The following is a 16726-nucleotide window of genomic DNA, read 5'->3' on the forward strand; positions in this document are numbered from 1 at the left end:
TTACATCGCTTACAAGGTTAGTTCACCGACCGCGCAACTTCCAACCATGCTGTTCCATTCCAGATGAACGTGATGATGTCATTCGTGGTAGCATTAAAGCAAGCGAGAGTATTGATGTTCCCACCATCTGCAATTCGGAACTCATTGCTTGTGCACTCAATGATGAGCATTTGCCCAACTTGCTGCCCATTCGTGAGAGTAACAGAGCGGAGAACTGTACCACCGCAAACAGCGCATCCCAATCCCGAACATGATCCCCCATCGGAGGCAATTCGGAAGTAAGAACGGTCGCCGACGGTGATGTTCAACATTTTTGGTGTGGCTCCGGCCGGGAAGTTCAGCACTGCGGGCGGGCGAACCGCCAACCCACCATTAAGGTCCATCGCCACTTGGGGATTGTTTGCCGCAACGCCAACGCGGGTGGGCGTGCCGGAGGTGTGGTTGAACACCACGCTGTTATCCTGCGTCACGTTGGCTCCGGTGCCAAACGCCATGGAGTTGTCACCACTGACTTCATTGTTTTGGCCGCCAACAATTGCCGATCCGTTTCCACTGCTGATGCTGTTGTTGTTCCCACCGCTAATTGTTGCGTAGTCGGAAGTTTCAATGGAGTTGCTGAAACCACCGCCAACGGTGTTTGCTGTTCGAGATGCCACACCGCTCCGAATCTCATTCTCCGCACCACCAGCAATCGTGCTATTATTCAGCAGGCCACCGTTGGCAATCACCTCGTTGCTTCTGCCGCCAGCAATCACGTTCGCTTCCAAGAAGCCTCCATCGCCGGGGCGAATTTCGTTATCGGTTCCGCCGCCGATGGTGTTTCCGCTGTAGTAGTTTGTGCCGTCATCTTCGGAGGTAATGGAGTTGTCCTGGCCGCCAGCAATGGTTGCGTTGTTGCTGTTGAAAATGAAATTATTCCCACCGCCGCCAATGGTGACGTTGGATGATGGGAAGCCGTTCATGGAAGCAATCAGGTTTGCCGATCCGCCACCAACGGCTGCCGTGCTAACATCGCTGTTAGGGAAGGAGTTGATTCGGTTGTCGTCACCACCGCCGATAAACGAGGCCGAGATCGTTCCCCCGTCGTTCGGGATGATAAGGTTGCTGGTTCCGCCGGCAACGGTGTTGTTCTCGCCACCACTGGCAAGGTTGTTTTGGCCGCCGCCAACGGCGTTGTAATCGCCGCTTGCGCTGTTCTGAAATCCACCGGCAACCGTGCTGCGTGATCCGCTTGCGGTGTTCTCGCGCCCGCCGCCAACGGTGGCTTGGGTTTGGCTTGCACTGTTTTGGCTTCCGCCAGCAACGGTGCTGCCGGGGCCGCTTGCTGTGTTTTGGCTTCCGCCGCCAACGGTGGCGGAAAGTTGGGTTACGGTGTTCAGTTCACCGCCGGCAATGGTTCCGTTGAATCCGAAGGAGTTGACGGTATTGCCATATCCGCCGCCAATCGTCCCAAAGTTATTGCTGACGCTGTTCACGTTTCCGGTCTGGCCGCCACCGGCAATGGTGATGCCCACCCCGGAAGCAGTGTTGCCGCTGAAGCCGCCAAGAATGGTTGGGCTTGTGGCATTTGGCACAAGGCGGATGGTGCGCTGGCCGTTAGCAATAATGTTCACTTGGCGATCGCCCGCGCCGGCATTGGTGCCCAGCAGGTTGTTCGTGCCATCGGTGAACGGGCCGTTGTTTCCGGTAAGTATCCACGCGGTGTTTCCGGCATTGGCTCCGTCCAACAGCGGCTGCCAATTCGGGACAGCTGGCGTTCCCCAGTTGTACTGGAACTCGTTTGCATCGGTGTTGAAAATCAGCAAGGATTTTGCTGGCAGCGCAATGCCGTTCCGTTGCGCAGTGGTTAGCCGGGGGATCAATAATCCCACATCGGTTCCGGTTAGGTCAAGCAGTGCCGAGCGGTCAGGAGCAATGACCCCGATGCCGACGTGGCCGTAAACGTCGCTGTTGGCCGCCGGACCCGGTAATTGGGCGGTGGCGGTGGTTGCTGCAAAAGCCGTGAGAATGGCTCCGTGCGCAAGCAGTGAACGTAATGTCATGATGTACCTCGGGAAATATGATGTTGTTGATCTTGTGTGCAATGGGAATGCTACAAAAGCGGATATGAGTTCACCTTTACGTACCCTAAAACAAACCTTTTGCAACCTTGCGAGCTGTACCGATTTCAGGGCGCACGTAGGCAAAAATCATGCCCCGCATAATAGCTTCACAGCTACAGGGGGCCGATACTCTGATATTTTTCTTTTTGCCATGGCCATCCAATTGCTGGCGTTGCCGTAATTTTTGGCCACACACAAGCAATCCAAACCATGAGTACGATGCAAAGACTTCTACGCTACGCCGGTAGTGGCTTGCTGGCATTGGCGTTGGCATCCTGTGCCGAAGAAACCGGACCGGAAACCACCGTCGTCAACGCAAAGGTTGATGGCGTGCTGTTCACCTCGCAAGTCGTGACGAATCTTCACGCTACTTCATCGCTCCGGTTTACCGCCGTGCAAGCCGCCACATCCGACACCATCGTGATTGATATGCCCAAAATCCAGGGAACCGGATCGCTGGTGATTGGTGGGAAAGGAGGGGTGGTTGCCGAGTATCGCGCCCCCGGGAAATACTTCACCAGCATTGACACGCTGAACTCCGTGCAGGGGAGCGTCGAGCTTTCCCAGTTCGATGACAAAGGAGCCGTTGGGATCTTCACCTTCCAAGCCTACCAGAACAAGGATGCCAACGGGGAGATCGTGGTGGTGAACGAAGGGAGCTTCAGCATCAAGTTTTAGGGTGAGTAACGCGGTATTGCCTTGCCGCTACTTCGTTGCCCCGGCCGCCGTGCCGAAACGCCGTTCTATTCGCATGGCCAGGGCTGCGCCGGCCGCACGCAGCCGATGCTTCAGGCGCGGCAACGCGGGGCCCTGCGCCAGCTTGTGCGCCTGGACCTCGTGGGTGATGCGGCTGATGGCAAACCGGTAATATCGGCGCGAGTAGGTGCGCTGGAAATCAAGGTCGCGGTCGGTGGCGGCGGCCCATTCGGGAACGCTGACCAGCTGCGAGCGGACCTCATCAAACAACGGCGTGCCGGTGATGGGATAGGCAATGGTAATGGTGTAATGGTCCGGAGCACTCACCTTCAGGTGGTGAATCGTCTCCAAAATATCCTCCTCCGTTTCCCCTGGATACCCCACCATGATAAACGTCCCGGTCTGGATGCCGTGGCGTTTGCTTAGCTGAATCATCTCCCGCACTTGCTCCACCTTCACCCGCCGGTCCATTGCATCCACCACTCGCTGGGATCCGCTTTCCGCGCCAATCCAAACGCGGAAGCAGCCGGTGGCCCGCAGCAACTCCACCGCACGCTCGTTCAAACGGTCGGCGCGGGTGATGCACTCGTAGGGGATGCGGAGGTTCCGTGCCGCAAGCTCCGCAGCAAACCCCTCCAGCCAGCGGTGATTGATGGTGAAGACATCATCCACAAACCAGAGTGCGTCGGGGTTGTAGCGGTTGCGGATCTGCTCCATCTCATCGGCCACAACCGCTGGCGAACGCCGCCGGTACGTTCCGCCATACACCGCACGGCTGCACCAACGGCACGTATATGGGCACCCACGCATGGTGCTGATGGAAACGGAGCTTGTGCCATGATGCCGTTTCCATGTTTCCAGATACCGCTCCAGCGCGATCCCTTCTCGGAACGGAATCGGGAGGTCATCAATGGAGCGGAGAAGGGTCCGTTCGGCGGTTCGGAGAAGCTGGCCATCGCGCAAGAACGCAATGCCCGCAACCTCATCCAACTCCCCGCCAGCATTGATGCAGCGGAGCAACTCCTCCATTGTTTGCTCCCCTTCCCCAATCACCACAACGTCGGCCCCGTGCTGCAGGAATCGCTCGGCATGGTGGCGAATCTCCGGCCCCCCCAACACGATTTTTGTGCCGCGCAAGGCGGGCGTCCCCTTGATAAACCGAATTGCCCGAAGCACATTCAGCTTCGTCATCAAGTTGGTGTAGATGCCCACCACTGCCGGCGGATTGCCAAGAAGACGCTGCCGAAACTGCTCCCACGTGGCGAACGTGGTGTCGAACAACTCAACCTCCACCCCGCGCTGGCGCAACCATGCAGCAATGGAGAGAATCCCCAGCGGAGGATACGGCTTCATAATCCGTTGCTCGCGTGGATCCTCGGCCAAAAAATATCCGTGAGTTAGTAGCATCGGCAGGTATCGGGGGGAAGGAAAAGGAGTTTATTGCTGGGGGATTGGCAGCGGAGCATCATCGGCAAAACAGGCCAATGGCAATCAGCCGCCGCGCATTCTTCTTCCCCCACAACCCTACGGTTGCGCAAACGTTTCTTCCCCCAGCATTCTTTCACTTTTTCTTCTTCTTTTTCTTTGGCGGCGGCGCGGGGGTTGGGGCGGGTTTGGGCGGGGCAGCCTTGTGGGGGCAGGGCGCGGTGTCCAGCGCGACGGAGATCTGTGGATACTCCTCTGGGTCGTCGGCGTTTCCGCGTGCCACCATCACCCGCACCACTTGCTCGATATCCTTTGCGCAGATGCGAACCGTCTCCCCGTCGCGCAGCACGGTTCCGTCGCCCAACGCCGCCCACGATTGGCTTGTGGCCAAGTTCGCCGGCGTTACCATCACAACGCCCCCTTCGGGGATTTCTTGCACGGTAATCGTGTGGAAGCTGACGGCAATTGGGGCGGTTTCCAGCACTGCGGTTCCGGCACGCGGCATGGTGTACTCATACTCATTCTTCCGCCAAATGGAGCCGTGGTCGGGAAGCGGCGATAGGGTTCGTTTGGAGATTGCCACCGCAAAACGGATCATCAAATCTTGCAGGTTGGGGAAAAGTTTGCGCAGATACTCCTGATGCTCGTCGGGATCCATCGGCATTCCGCGCAGAACCTCCAGCGGCTTGCTCCCTTGCGATTCCAGAAACGACCAGAAGAAGTAAGTGTGGGGTCCCATTTCGGTGATGGGCTTCCCCAACGCTGCGGCAAAACCGATCTGGATTTTTGGCAGCCGTTCGCCCCATTGGGGAAGCTCGTACACCTTGCTGGCCATCCAATCGGCAATGCCGCTGGTGTACCACTTCGACCGTTCGATGGTGGATGCCCCCTCTTCGGCAACGTCGTGCTGGTTGAACTGCTGAACGCCCTGGGCAACGGCATGGGTAATAAGGTAGCGAGTGCTCCCCTGCGAGTATTCTTCATGGCCGCTGGGGTGGCGGCGCAGCGTGATCCGGCAAACGTCCGCTTCCTCCCGTGCCGCCACGGCCCCATCGGTGGTGGCTGGAAGCTCGGCTTCGCGGTCGCGAAGGGCTTCAATTTCCGGCAGGTCTTCGTCGGCTTTTTCTTCCACCAAGTCAATAAACAACGTTGGCATTTCCCAGCTGGGACCGCACAGTTTTGCATAGGCTTCCAGCGATGCAATCGCTGCCTCGCGAACCGGCTTCAGCAACCCCGCGCGCACCCCGGCAACGCGAAGCAGATGCTGTTTCCCCGCCGCAGAAAAACCGACGACGCTCCCTTGCGCGCTGGCAACAGCGGGAGTCCACAGAAGAAGAAGTGCGGCAATCCGAAGCCGCCCAATGGTGCAGATGTTCTTCATCATAGTTTTGCCCCGACAAACCACCCCAGCGGTGGCTTATTGAGAGTGGGGGATAGCACGGCAAAAAGCACACGCCCAGATTTTCGCAAGCATTCCCCCCGAATGCTTTTTGTAGAAGTTGTTCAACAGGCCGTGGAGTTCCGGCAGGTTATTTTTTTTTGAAGCCGTTGCGGCAAGGTCTATTCCCCCGCGTTCCCCTTCAGCACGCAGTGGAGCAGCGTGTGGTCGCCAAGCCGGTTCAGTGGCGGGGTTCCCATCAGCCGTTCCTCCATCGGGAAGAATCGCTGGAACAACCGCTGGTGGCGGTGGTACCAATGGCGCATCAACGTTGGCGGCGTGGTTAGCCCGATTGCTGCAATGGTACGGAACCGGAAGCGTTGGGCGAACATCCGTTTCATTTTCCAGATTGGATGGAACCACGTTTGCACCATTTCCGCATCGCCAATATGGGCCGCAGTGCCACCACGCCGCAGCCGTTGGAATGCCATTCCGAAACGCCCACGCAAGGCGAATCCAGCAATCTCCATCGCGCAGATGGGGTTCATCCAAACCACCATCACCCCGCCGCCCGGGCGCAGCAGCGGCGCGACGGCATCGGGGAAAAAGTGGAGATCGGGAAGGCAGTTCAAGCCGTCGAAGTTGGAGAACACAAGATCGAAACCGGGATGCCCCGGCGGAAGCTCCAGCCCGCCAAGCTCCTGAATGGGAAGCTGCCGGAAGGTGATTGCAACCCCGGCGTTTCGCGCTTTCTGGGTGGCCACGGCAAGCATCCCTGCCGAGCAATCGGTGGCCATTACTTCGGCCCCGCGGGCGGCCATCCAAGTTGCATCTTCGCCGGTTCCGCAATTCAGCTCCAGCACGCGGGCACCCGGGCGGACCAACGGTTCCAAGTAGCGATAGACAAGCGCGCGCTGCCGCCGTCCCAACGGAGTGTCGGTGAAATCGGCATCGTAGCGGTGGGCAACGGGATCGAACGGAGCGGGCATGGTTAGGGGGGGATAAAGATTCAGTAGTTGGGGATCGGGGGAAACGCATCCATCCCCCGCGCTGCATCGGCGGGGAAACTGCGGAAGGCGCGGCACGCCAGCGGCGATAGGGTTCCTCGTAACTTCATTTCTGGTGCTGTGTTCAACGGCCAACGGCGTATTTGTTGAGTTCTCTAGCGATGCCTAAATCGTACACACCGTATACCGACGAAGAACTATTCTCCCTGCTCTGTGGGGGGGATAAAGATGCGTTTGCGGAACTCTATTCTCGCTATCGAAGCCGCATTTACGCCTACGCACTGCGGATGCTGGGGGACCGGGACCGGGCCAACGATATTTTCCAGGAGACGTTCATGCGAATTTATCAGCAGTGCACCAACAACCAGCGCGTGGTAACGAACGTTTCGGCCTACATCTTCACAACCGCACGGAACCTTTGCCTGAACGCCATTCGCGACCAAAAGCCCACCACGGGCATTGAAGATTATCACCAAGTGGTCTATCAGCCCAACCATGAGAACATTGAGCTGGCGGAGCTGGTGAAAACCGCGCTGGAGCTTCTTCCAACAAGCCACCGCGAAGCGTTCGTGCTGCGGGAATACGACGGGTTAAGCTACCAAGAAATATCCGACGTAACCGGCCAAAGCCTTGCCAGCGTGAAAATCCACATCTTCCGCGCAAAAGAAAAACTTCGGAAAATTTTGGCTCCATATCTGGAGGAGAACACCGAAGAATCGCGGCGGCGGTCGGGATAGCCCGGCAAGAATGGCAACCGCGTTGGCCAACCGATTTCAACATTTTTCTTCCCCCCCTTATTTAACACGTGACACTGGGTACTTCAACTGACCTATGAGCAAGAGCGAATTAATCTTGGAGTTCATTGACGGCACGCTTGACAGCGCTGTTGAGCAAGGGCTATTCCAAGAAATGGCACAACAACCGGAGCTTCGTTCGGAGCTTCGGCAGTTCATCAACATCGGCGATGCGGTTCGTTCCGACCGCGAGGCCTTTGTTCCGCCAGCACACTTGGAGCGTGCGCTAATGGCCGGAATAGGCATTGCCCCGGCTGCCGATTCCAACAACGCTGTGGCCGGTGCGGTGGTGCCACAAGGGGGAGGCCGTTTTTGGATGATGACCACCAGCTTCGTGGTTGGCGCGCTGATGGCCGCAAGCACCGTCTGGCTGATGATGCGCGGCGATGATGCCGCCAGCAACCAACCCGTTGTTGCCGTGCAAACCGCTCCGGCCACGCAATCGCAAACTCAGCCGCAAGCGCAAGCTCCGCAACTCCAGAATGGAACGGGTGGTGATTTCCAACAGCGGATCATGTTGGCCACGGCAATCGCTCCGGCAGCAACCAGTGCCAACGGGTCCGCCGAAAGGGGTGTGGAATCGGAAGCGGGGCGCGAGCGGGTGCGGATCAAGTACGTCTATCTGCCGGCTCCGCAAAGCAAGCTGAGCGGCGGGGAAGAAATCCCAACCAGCAACGGCGGCGGAAGCAACATTGCCAGCGCATCAACCAACACACCAGCCAACAACAACGGCGGCAGCGGTATCGCCAGCGAACGGAGCAGCAACGAAGCTGCGGCAGCAGCCGACACGCTTCCTCGCGTTGCGGAAACCACACTGCTTCCGATTTCCAACAACTTGGGAGCTTCCGCAAGCAACCCACGTGCAACGGAGATGCTGAACGCAGCAGCGGTGGAGGTTCGGCCAACGCAATCCATGATGCTTGGATCATCCTCCCCTCTTGGCCAAGCTGATGATGGCGGTAACGCGCTAACGATTATCACCGAAGCACGCTATCAGTTCGCACGGAATGCAATCCCAACCCAGGCACTGTCGCCAGCGTATTCGATTCCGGAAAACTTTGCGGCGGGCGCGTATGTGAAGCTGAGCGATGCGTGGTATCTGGGGGTGGAGGCCGGGACCGAGCGGTACGCCCAAACCTTACTGATTAACCGGAACGACACCCTTGCCATTGACCAACAACCAAAGTACGGTTGGGGCGGATTAGCGGCCCGCTATGACTTCGGGGCAATCCCTTCGCTTCCGGCACGGATGTACTTCCAGGTTACTGGCGGGGCAACGTCGGCGGGGCCGCTGGTTCGGTTCCGATTGGGCGCGCCGGTGCAGCTAACCGAGGGGGTGGCTCTAGCCCCGGGATTCGAGTTCAGTTCGCTGGTCTATATGTTCAATAACCAACGGCTCTTCTCCGGACGCTGGGGCGCAACCGTGGGAACGGAGTTCAACCTTTCAACATTGCTATGGTGAGTTTGGCTAAACAGTACGCGGGGGTGATATTCCCTGCTCTTCTTCTTCTGCTGCTTCTTGCTTCCTGCCGCGATGTCCCCGTGGACCAGGATACCGGGCGGGTGATTCATCGCTCCACCGATTCCACGGCCCAAACTCCATGCGACACCTGCCAGGCTCCATCGGCTCCGCAGCTGAAGGAGGCCACCATCTACTTTACCGACAACAGCGTTGCGGGAACTCCGCAGCCAGACTCCTTGAAGTTCGATGTCAAGCTCTGGTGGGCGAAACTGGACACCACCCAAAACAAGGAGCTGCTACTGCGGATGGACCTTCAAGCCCAGCTGCCGAAAGATATCTGCTACGTAGAAGGGCTGCATTGGCAAGGGCGCTGGCCGAAGCAATTCCATCTGAACATCCCGGAAGTCATCCTGAAGCCAGACTCCTACATCCTGTTGAAAAAGAACCCTTACGAGGGAGCCGGCTTGCGTGTGGATTACGAGCTACCCGGAACCAGCAGCTACAACAGCACCGAAACATCCCTGATGACTTCCTGGCCCGACAACACCGGGTCCTTCACCATCGAGACGGTTCAGCAAAAGGAGCGGATCGCGACCGCCGCCATCAAAGCGGTGTTCCATGTTGCCGACACGTCGCTTCCGTCTTGCAAGCGTGAGCTATCATTCCAGTTGCGATTGCGCTTCGGTTATTAGGGTGTGACTTGGATAGCCGTTGGCAATCCTGTGAGCGCGGTGGGTGAGTCCTTCATCCACCGCGTTTTGTTTGGTATGTTTGGGCTGCCGCTGCCGCATGGCGGCTTCCCCGTCATTCATCATCAGATCAGGTTGCTGAGCCATGGAAGAACAACCACTGCGCGATACCCTTGTTGCCGTTGTCACCAACGATACCGACCTTCAGCGGTTTGCTGAGGAAGGGTGGTATCGGATCCCGGCCCGCGCCGTTGGCCGGACGCTTGCCGCCGATGCGTTGCAGCAAACATCCACCCTTGCTTTGTACCAAACCGGAGCCATTACCGCTGGGCTTCCCAGCGCGATTGAGCTGTGGGGCGAAGTGACAGAGGTCCTTCCCAAGCTGCGCCGCGAGCTTCTTCCTAACGAGCCGGACCACCCCGCCGCCGATGAGCTGTACCACTTGATCCGCGTGGCCCAGGTTCGCCGCCTGGAACGCCCAATCGTTAGCCGCCGCCCGCGCCGCGTGACGTTCATCCGCACCACCCGCGAAAAACTGCTGGCGGCCACGGACCTCAACGACCTTGTGATCGGCACCGATGCCGAGGAGCGGTTGTGGAAATCGTTGGAGAATCTTGAGGCGGAGCGGAAATATTTTATGCGGGTCAGCGATGTGATGATGGAGGTGGATTTTGCGCTGTTCGAGCAAGGGAAAACCGTGGGGATTATCGTTGCCCCCGATGAACCCACCACCGCCGCCGCACGCGAATCGGCCACCGACGCTTGGCGCATTCTCCGCTTCTCCCCCAACCGCCTTCAATCGGACCTTGCCGGATGCCTGCAGGAAATCATGGCCCTGGTGCGGGGGATGAAGGAAGGAGAGGAACGATAATCCCCTCCCCAAAAAACGTTCGGCAAACCGGTAGCCGTCCCGATTGAATCGGGATTAATAAATAAAAGGTCTTTAGCCTTCGGTGTCTTATCTCCCGGAGGACTGGGTCCCGACGAAGGTCGGGGCCGCTACCCTTCGGTCGTCCCTGGACGAACCGGTAGCCGAAGGTCTTTAGCCTTCGGCGTCTATCTTCCACACTGGGCAGGCTAAAGACCTGCCGCTACCCTTGTCTACTGACCTGTTATCAATCCCGACGAAGGTCGGGGTCGCTACCCCATCACCCGGTAGCCGAAGGTCTTTAGCCTTCGGCGTCTATCTTCCACACTGGGCAGGCTAAAGACCTGTTATCAATCCCGACGAAGGTCGGGGCCCCTACCCTTGTCGTCTGGGCAGGCTAAAGACCTGTTATCAATCCCGACGAAGGTCGGGGCCCCTACCCTTGCCTACTGACCTGTTATCAATCCCGACGGATGTCGGGCCCCCTACCCCATCACCCGGTAGCCGAAGGTCTTTAGCCTTCGGCGTCTATCTTCCACACTGGGCAGGCTAAAGACCTGTTATCAATCCCGACGAAGGTCGGGGCCGCTACCCTTGTCGTCTGGGCAGGCTAAAGACCTGTTATCAATCCCAAGTCATTGGAGCCGCCGCTACGGGATCAACTCACTCCTTCACGTTGAAATACTTGGCGGCGGGGTGGTGGACTATCAGGGCACTGGTGGATTGCTCCGGCTCCAACATGAACTCCTCGCTTAACGCCAAGCCAATCCGCTCGGGGCGAAGAAGTTGGAAGACTTTCGTCTGCTCCTCAAGATCGGGGCAGGCGGGGTAGCCGAATGAGTAACGGCTGCCGCGATACCCCTGCGAGAAGAGCCGCCGGATATCCGCCGCGTCCTCCCCCGCAATCCCAAGCTCGGTCCGCACCGAACGGTGCCAGTACTCCGCCAACGCCTCCGCACTCTCCACCGAAAGCCCGTGGAAATAGAGATAGTCGCTGTAGTTGTTGTTCCGGAAAAGCTCGTTGGAGTACTCCGTTGCCCTTCCCCCAACCGTCACGACCTGAACCCCTAACACGTCGTACTCCTCCGATTCCACGGGGCGGAAGAAGTCGGCGATGCAAAGGTGGCGCCCCTGCGGCTGGCGGGGGAACTCAAACCGCAGCCACTCCTGCAACTCCGTATCCCGAAGCCACTGGCTGGCGGAGTTGCCGCCGCTCCATTCCCCGATAAGCTCCTCTTGACTTATTCCTGCCGGGCGATAGATCACCAGGGAGTTGTAGTCGGCACGGCAGGGGAAGAATCCATAAATCACTTTTGGATCCAGCAGCCGCTCGCGTTTGGCGCGGAGCTTCATCTCCTCCATTTTTGGATAGACCACTTCATCAAGCTCGCGGCGGTATTCTTCGGCGGTGCGTTTCCCTTTGCGGACCTGCCACTGTCCACGGATCAGCGCCACCTCGTTGATATACTCGAACACCTTCTCAAGATGGATATTCTCCACCACTCGCGACCCCCAAAACGGAGCTTCGGGGACCGGCACGTTGCGGTCAACATCGCTGGTGACGCGAAGCCGCCGGACGTTTTTCTGCGATTCGTACTCCTCAACATTCAGCGGGAAATCGGCCCCCTGCGATTGGTCGCGCATCAGGTGCAAGGCGGTGTCCAACGCGCCGGCGGTGCGGTCGTTAATCTGGGAAGCCGGCTTGCTGATGAACAGCGCGGGCGCGGCTTCGTACTCCTCCAAACAGTAGGCGATTTTCTCCGAAGCAACGGCGGCGCGCGGGTCGTCCAACGGGATTTGGTCGAAGCCAAGCGTCCGGTAGAATCGCGCAAGGTCCGCGTCGTCGGGATTGCAAGCCACATAGACCACTGCGTCCGGGTTGCCGCTGCGTGCGGTCCGCCGCATGGTTCGCACAAGGTCCATCCCCACCCCGGCAGCCCATTGCTCCGGCAGCACTGTGATCTCGGTCAGCTCAAACACCGAATCACCAATTGGGATGATCCTTCCGCAGCCAACAATCGTGTCGCGCAGTTCAGCCACGATGATGTTCTCCAGCCCCCACCGATGCAGGTCCTCCGGCTCGGCCAGCATCAGCGTTGCAAGCTCCTCCACCTCTTCCTCAATAGCGGTGCGATACCGGACCGCGCCGCGCTCGTCGGCAGCGGCGGTGCGGCGTGTGGGTTCGGGTGTGGGTTCGGGGGCGGCGGTTGTTTCCGCTGCGGCTGCCGTGGTGGATTCCGCCGGGGCAATCGTCCCCGATTCGGCAAGAAGCTCCATGTAATGAAGCCCCGAGAAGGCATCTTCGGCATAGGCAACGTTGGGGCCGTAGATGCCGCGCAGGTCCTGCTCAACATAGCGGCGGGTTAAGGCCGCGCCCCCCAGCACCACCGGAACTTGGATTCCGCGCCCGCGCATCAGCTCCAGATTTTCCTTCATCACCAGCGTGCTTTTCACCAAAAGCCCGCTCATCCCGATTGCGTCGGCGTTGTGCTTTTCGGCAGCGTCCAGCATCACCTCCACCGGGACTTTAATCCCCAGATTAATCACCCGATAGCCGTTGTTGGTAAGGATGATATCCACCAAGTTTTTACCGATGTCGTGAACGTCCCCTTTCACGGTTGCAAGCACCATCGTCCCGCGCGCACTCTGCTCGGTGCGTTCCATAAACGGTTCAAGGTGGCGAACCGCTGCCTTCATCGTCTCGGCAGATTGCAGCACGAACGGAAGCTGCATTTGGCCGGAGCCGAACAGCTCCCCCACGACTTTCATTCCATCCAGCAGAATGGTGTTGATGATGGTTAGGGGGTCGAAGCTGCGGAGTGCTTCGTCAAGGTCGGCATCAAGGCCAAGCTGGTCGCCGTCAACGATGCGCTGCTTCAGCCGCTGGTCCACCGGCAGCGTTGCGGTGTCAACGCTTTGGCGGGTGGCCTTGCGGCCATCGTAAAACGCCATCAGTTCCACCAGCGGATCGTAGGTCAGTTTGCGTTCCATATTGGTATGGTCGGTTGTCGGGAAAGTCGAGTGTTGGAAACTTGGGGACTGGAAATTCAGGAGTTGGCAGAGCTTGGATTTGGCTCGCTGCGGGGGGCAGCGGGCGGTGCATCTGGCACGCCAATTTACAAGCCCACCGCAGCACCAGATGTAAGAACGGGTTTGAGCCGGGGATGGTTCGGCGTTACCTTTGCCGCAAAACAACGATTCCGCAACAACGATTTCGCCAATGATCCACCTTCCTTCCATCATCCTTGCTTCTTCCTCGCCACGGCGGCGGCAACTGCTTGCGCAGATTGGCGTGCAGTTCACGGTGGTCCCCCCCGATGCCGACGAAACACAGCTGCCCGATGAATCGCCGCAGGAAATGGTCCAGCGGCTTTCACTCCTGAAAGCACGCGCCGTTGCCAGCCAGCAACCCCACGGGCTGGTGCTGGGGTCCGACACCACCGTCGTGCTGGGGAACGAAATTTTGGGGAAACCTGCGGACCCTTCCGATGCCCACCGGATGCTGCGAAGCCTTAGCGGGCGCACCCACACCGTGCTCACCGGCTGGGCAATCGTTGATGCGGCAAGCGGACAAGAAGTTGCCGGCTGCGGAAAGGCCGACGTCACCTTCCGCACGCTGGATGATGAGGAGATTGCCGCCTACGTTGCCACCGGATCGCCACTGGACAAAGCCGGCAGCTACGGCATTCAGGATGATTTGGGGGCGGTGTTTATCCAGCAGATTCAGGGCGATTATTACACCGTTGTTGGGCTGCCACTGGCCCAGGTGTATTGCGCACTTCGGCAGCTTGGCGCACGGCCATAACGCGCCCCCAGAACTTGGCTACGATTGCTCCCCGCGCCACGCCGCAAACTCCTCCGGGGTGTTCACCCCAGCAAGTTGTGGCGCAAGCCAATCGGGCACATCAACCCTTGCCAAACGGCCCGCGCCAATCACGCCGCGAAGGGAGTATTCCCCACGCTCCATCCGTTCGGTAACGATGGGAAGAAGCGTGGGGGAATAGATGGAAAACAAAGGCTGAAGCTCCCCGCCAGCAACCGTGGCAACTCCATCGGGATTGGCCGCGCCAACCGGCTGCGCCAGCAACCACCGGAAGGCCCGCATGGTTAGCCGTGGCATATCGCAGCCAACAAGCGCCACCCGGGAATTTCCGGCATAAGCCAGCGCGGTTGCCAAACCACCAAGCGGCCCACGCAGCGGAACGGCATCGCAAAGGAAAACAACGTCACGGTTGCGCCACCCTTCCGGGCGGTTGCGGCCCACCACAACGGCGTTCGCGCCCGACGCAATGGCCAGGTCGCAAAGCCGCTCCAGCCACGTTTGCTGGCCATGCGGACCAAAACGGAGCTCGGCTTTGTCGCGCCCCATCCGCTGGCTTTTCCCCCCGGCAAGAATTGCCACGGTTGATGGAGCGATTGATGAAATAACTGATGCGAGCGGTGCTGTTCCCACAAGATTTTTGCGTTCGATGATAGACTGTTCTCCAAGCATTGCCACAACAGATCGGTTGGCGTAACTTCATTCCAGCATCCAACAAATCGAATGAGCCAATGATACTCCGATTACTCTGCTTGCTGCTGCCGCTGCTGTGCGTTGCCACTGCCGCCGGCCAACCGATGTTCCACTGGCCAGTTGAAGGAACCCTGAAACGCGATTTCTTCCTGGTCAATTATGTTGACCACGACACCGCCACCGGAGTGGTACGGGACCACCATTGCGGGGCACAAACCTACGACGGACACCAGGGAACCGACATCGTCTTGCGCAGTTTCCGGCAGATGGATAGCGGCGTGCGGGTGCTTGCCGCGGCCCCGGGCCGGGTGATTGCTGTTGTTGACACGGCGTTCGACCGGAACAAGGTTAGCGTGATTTCGCGCGGGTTTGGCAACTGGATTGCGATTGCCCATGCGGGGGGAATCTACACCTACTACGCCCATATCCGGCGCAGCTCGGCGTTGGTCAACATTGGCGATAGCGTGGAAGCCGGAACGCCGATTGCCCTGGTGGGAAGTGCCGGAAACTCCACCGATCCCCATCTCCATTTCGAGGTCTGGAACGACTCGGCAGTGATTGACCCATTTGCCGGACCATGCAACCCCGGATCCCCCTCCTATTGGATAGACCAACCCGCCTACGACACCTCGTTCGGGGTGATTAACCATGGCCTTATAAGCAGCGACTCGGTTCCTACACTTGATGATATTCGGGAATATCCGATGTATGGGATATACAATTACCTCAATTTCAACGATCGCCTCATCACATTTTGGATCCAGGAGTACGGGATTCATGCTGGCGACACCTCGCGAATTGAATGGAGCAGCAAAACGATGTCCGGCAGCGAACCGTTCGAAAAACAGTTCGAGTGGGACTATGTTCACACTGCTGATTATCGCTATTACTACTGGTGGTCCTACATCCGCATGCCAAGCAACACAGGCTGGACGTGGCGGGCTCAGTATTTCCTTAACAATGTGCTGGTTGCCACCGATAGCTTTACCATTCCCGCGCTGACTGACGTTGCGCAGCAGGAGCCGCTTGCTGGAACCGTCGTAGGCTACAACGCCAGCAGCCGCAGCGTGGTGCTGCAATCGCCCAACGCTGCGGGGCTTCCGGTAAGGTTGCAGCTTTTCGATTTGGCGGGGAATCTTGTAAGCACCATCCGCGCCGAAACCGACTCCGAAGGGAACGCCCGGCTGCAACTTGATGGCCAAGAGCTTGCTGCGGGGATGTACGCGGCCCGACTGAAGATAGGCGACCACGAGTTCGGCACCATGCTCCCTGTTCATTAACCATCGGTTCGGAAACACTCATGTTGATTTACCTGATGCGCCACGGAATTGCCACAGCAGCCGAGCCAGGCGGACGCGATGCCGAACGCCCGCTAAGCCAGCAAGGAACGCTGCAAACCGCATTGGCAGCAAAAGGGTTGCTGCGGCTGGGGGTGCGGGTGGATCGGGTGGTGGCAAGCCCGTTGCTGCGCGCCCAACAAACCGCCGACATCGTTGCAAGGATTTTGGAGCTTCCCGAGCCGGTGCTGACCGACCCGCGCTTGGCTCCGTACGGATCGTTCGAAACCATCTCCGAAGTGATCCAAGATCACCGCGATGCCCAACGCCTGATGCTTGTTAGCCACCAGCCGGCCATTGGCGAAGGGCTTTCGGGGCTGTGCGGGCGGGGTGAGCTTTCGGCAGCGATGGGAACCGGAGCGGTGGCCGCCGTGGTGGCCGAAGCCTTCCGCCCCCACGTTCGCGGCGCGCTGGAGTGGCTGATACCAGCAAGCATGCTGGAGCAGTTTGCGTAA

At 58.8% G+C, this 16726-nt stretch carries 14 protein-coding genes; 8 read left to right on the top strand and 6 right to left on the bottom strand.

Going from position 1 to position 16726, the window contains the following annotated elements; genetic code table 11:
- Positions 1–17 precede the first annotated feature (17 nt).
- Complete coding sequence (locus IPM61_01885) at positions 18–2042, bottom strand: hypothetical protein (GenBank protein MBK8910055.1); 2025 nt, start codon at positions 2040–2042, stop codon at positions 18–20.
- A gap of 270 nt (positions 2043–2312) precedes the next feature.
- Between IPM61_01885 and IPM61_01890 the strand changes: the two genes are divergently transcribed.
- The gene (locus tag IPM61_01890) at positions 2313–2780 is read left to right on the top strand and encodes a hypothetical protein (protein MBK8910056.1); all 468 of its coding nucleotides are present in this window, start codon (positions 2313–2315) and stop codon (positions 2778–2780) included.
- A gap of 27 nt (positions 2781–2807) precedes the next feature.
- Here the strand turns inward: IPM61_01890 and IPM61_01895 are convergent, their stop codons facing one another.
- The 3 genes from IPM61_01895 to IPM61_01905 all read right to left on the bottom strand — a co-directional run bounded on the left by IPM61_01895 (position 2808) and on the right by IPM61_01905 (position 6590).
- A complete protein-coding gene (locus IPM61_01895) occupies positions 2808–4205 on the bottom strand; it encodes a radical SAM protein (protein ID MBK8910057.1) in 1398 nt (465 codons plus the stop codon).
- 154 nt (positions 4206–4359) lie between these two features.
- A complete protein-coding gene (locus IPM61_01900; GenBank protein MBK8910058.1) occupies positions 4360–5607 on the bottom strand; it encodes a hypothetical protein in 1248 nt (415 codons plus the stop codon).
- Positions 5608–5783: 176 nt separating this feature from the next.
- Complete coding sequence (locus IPM61_01905; GenBank protein MBK8910059.1) at positions 5784–6590, bottom strand: class I SAM-dependent methyltransferase; 807 nt, start codon at positions 6588–6590, stop codon at positions 5784–5786.
- 179 nt (positions 6591–6769) lie between these two features.
- On the opposite strand from IPM61_01905, the gene IPM61_01910 reads away from it, so the two are divergent.
- From IPM61_01910 to IPM61_01925, 4 genes are all read left to right on the top strand, one after another.
- A complete protein-coding gene (locus IPM61_01910) occupies positions 6770–7345 on the top strand; it encodes an RNA polymerase sigma factor (GenBank protein ID MBK8910060.1) in 576 nt (191 codons plus the stop codon).
- Between the two features lie 94 nt (positions 7346–7439).
- On the top strand, positions 7440–8864 hold the full coding sequence (locus IPM61_01915) for a hypothetical protein (GenBank protein MBK8910061.1): 1425 nt from the start codon (positions 7440–7442) through the stop codon (positions 8862–8864).
- Entirely contained in the window at positions 8858–9556 is a 699-nt protein-coding gene (locus IPM61_01920) for a hypothetical protein (protein ID MBK8910062.1), read from the top strand. Before IPM61_01915 ends, IPM61_01920 begins: the two co-directional genes overlap by 7 nt.
- Positions 9557–9698: 142 nt before the next feature.
- A complete protein-coding gene (locus tag IPM61_01925; GenBank protein MBK8910063.1) occupies positions 9699–10424 on the top strand; it encodes a hypothetical protein in 726 nt (241 codons plus the stop codon).
- Positions 10425–11084: 660 nt separating this feature from the next.
- On the opposite strand, the gene IPM61_01930 is transcribed toward IPM61_01925, so the two are convergent.
- Positions 11085–13664, bottom strand: coding sequence for a GNAT family N-acetyltransferase (locus IPM61_01930; GenBank protein ID MBK8910064.1), 2580 nt, complete (start codon positions 13662–13664; stop codon positions 11085–11087).
- Here IPM61_01930 and maf point away from each other — a divergent pair.
- Positions 13642–14226: a septum formation inhibitor Maf gene (maf, locus tag IPM61_01935; protein ID MBK8910065.1), complete on the top strand. Its 585-nt coding sequence runs from the start codon at positions 13642–13644 to the stop codon at positions 14224–14226. The genes IPM61_01930 and maf overlap by 23 nt on opposite strands.
- Before the next feature lie 18 nt (positions 14227–14244).
- Here the strand turns inward: maf and IPM61_01940 are convergent, their stop codons facing one another.
- Positions 14245–14823: a molybdenum cofactor guanylyltransferase gene (locus tag IPM61_01940; protein MBK8910066.1), complete on the bottom strand. Its 579-nt coding sequence runs from the start codon at positions 14821–14823 to the stop codon at positions 14245–14247.
- 149 nt (positions 14824–14972) lie between these two features.
- On the opposite strand from IPM61_01940, the gene IPM61_01945 reads away from it, so the two are divergent.
- On the top strand, positions 14973–16214 hold the full coding sequence (locus tag IPM61_01945) for a M23 family metallopeptidase (GenBank protein ID MBK8910067.1): 1242 nt from the start codon (positions 14973–14975) through the stop codon (positions 16212–16214).
- Between the two features lie 20 nt (positions 16215–16234).
- The gene (sixA, locus tag IPM61_01950; protein MBK8910068.1) at positions 16235–16726 is read left to right on the top strand and encodes a phosphohistidine phosphatase SixA; all 492 of its coding nucleotides are present in this window, start codon (positions 16235–16237) and stop codon (positions 16724–16726) included.

The organism is Chlorobiota bacterium (assembly GCA_016710285.1).
Lineage (GTDB): Bacteria > Bacteroidota > Ignavibacteria > OLB7 > OLB7 > OLB7.

Bases quoted from the DNA above. Each gene is read 5' to 3' on its own strand.
- IPM61_01910 (MBK8910060.1), top strand. From the start codon at position 6,770: ATGCCTAAATCGTACACACCGTATACCGACGAAGAACTATTCTCCCTG.
- maf (MBK8910065.1), top strand. From the start codon at position 13,642: ATGATCCACCTTCCTTCCATCATCCTTGCTTCTTCCTCGCCACGGCGG.
- IPM61_01915 (MBK8910061.1), top strand. From the start codon at position 7,440: ATGAGCAAGAGCGAATTAATCTTGGAGTTCATTGACGGCACGCTTGAC.
- IPM61_01885 (MBK8910055.1), bottom strand. From the start codon at position 2,042: ATGACATTACGTTCACTGCTTGCGCACGGAGCCATTCTCACGGCTTTT.
- IPM61_01890 (MBK8910056.1), top strand. From the start codon at position 2,313: ATGAGTACGATGCAAAGACTTCTACGCTACGCCGGTAGTGGCTTGCTG.
- sixA (MBK8910068.1), top strand. From the start codon at position 16,235: ATGTTGATTTACCTGATGCGCCACGGAATTGCCACAGCAGCCGAGCCA.
- IPM61_01900 (MBK8910058.1), bottom strand. From the start codon at position 5,607: ATGATGAAGAACATCTGCACCATTGGGCGGCTTCGGATTGCCGCACTT.
- IPM61_01905 (MBK8910059.1), bottom strand. From the start codon at position 6,590: ATGCCCGCTCCGTTCGATCCCGTTGCCCACCGCTACGATGCCGATTTC.
- IPM61_01925 (MBK8910063.1), top strand. From the start codon at position 9,699: ATGGAAGAACAACCACTGCGCGATACCCTTGTTGCCGTTGTCACCAAC.
- IPM61_01895 (MBK8910057.1), bottom strand. From the start codon at position 4,205: ATGCTACTAACTCACGGATATTTTTTGGCCGAGGATCCACGCGAGCAA.
- IPM61_01930 (MBK8910064.1), bottom strand. From the start codon at position 13,664: ATGATGGAAGGAAGGTGGATCATTGGCGAAATCGTTGTTGCGGAATCG.
- IPM61_01920 (MBK8910062.1), top strand. From the start codon at position 8,858: ATGGTGAGTTTGGCTAAACAGTACGCGGGGGTGATATTCCCTGCTCTT.
- IPM61_01945 (MBK8910067.1), top strand. From the start codon at position 14,973: ATGATACTCCGATTACTCTGCTTGCTGCTGCCGCTGCTGTGCGTTGCC.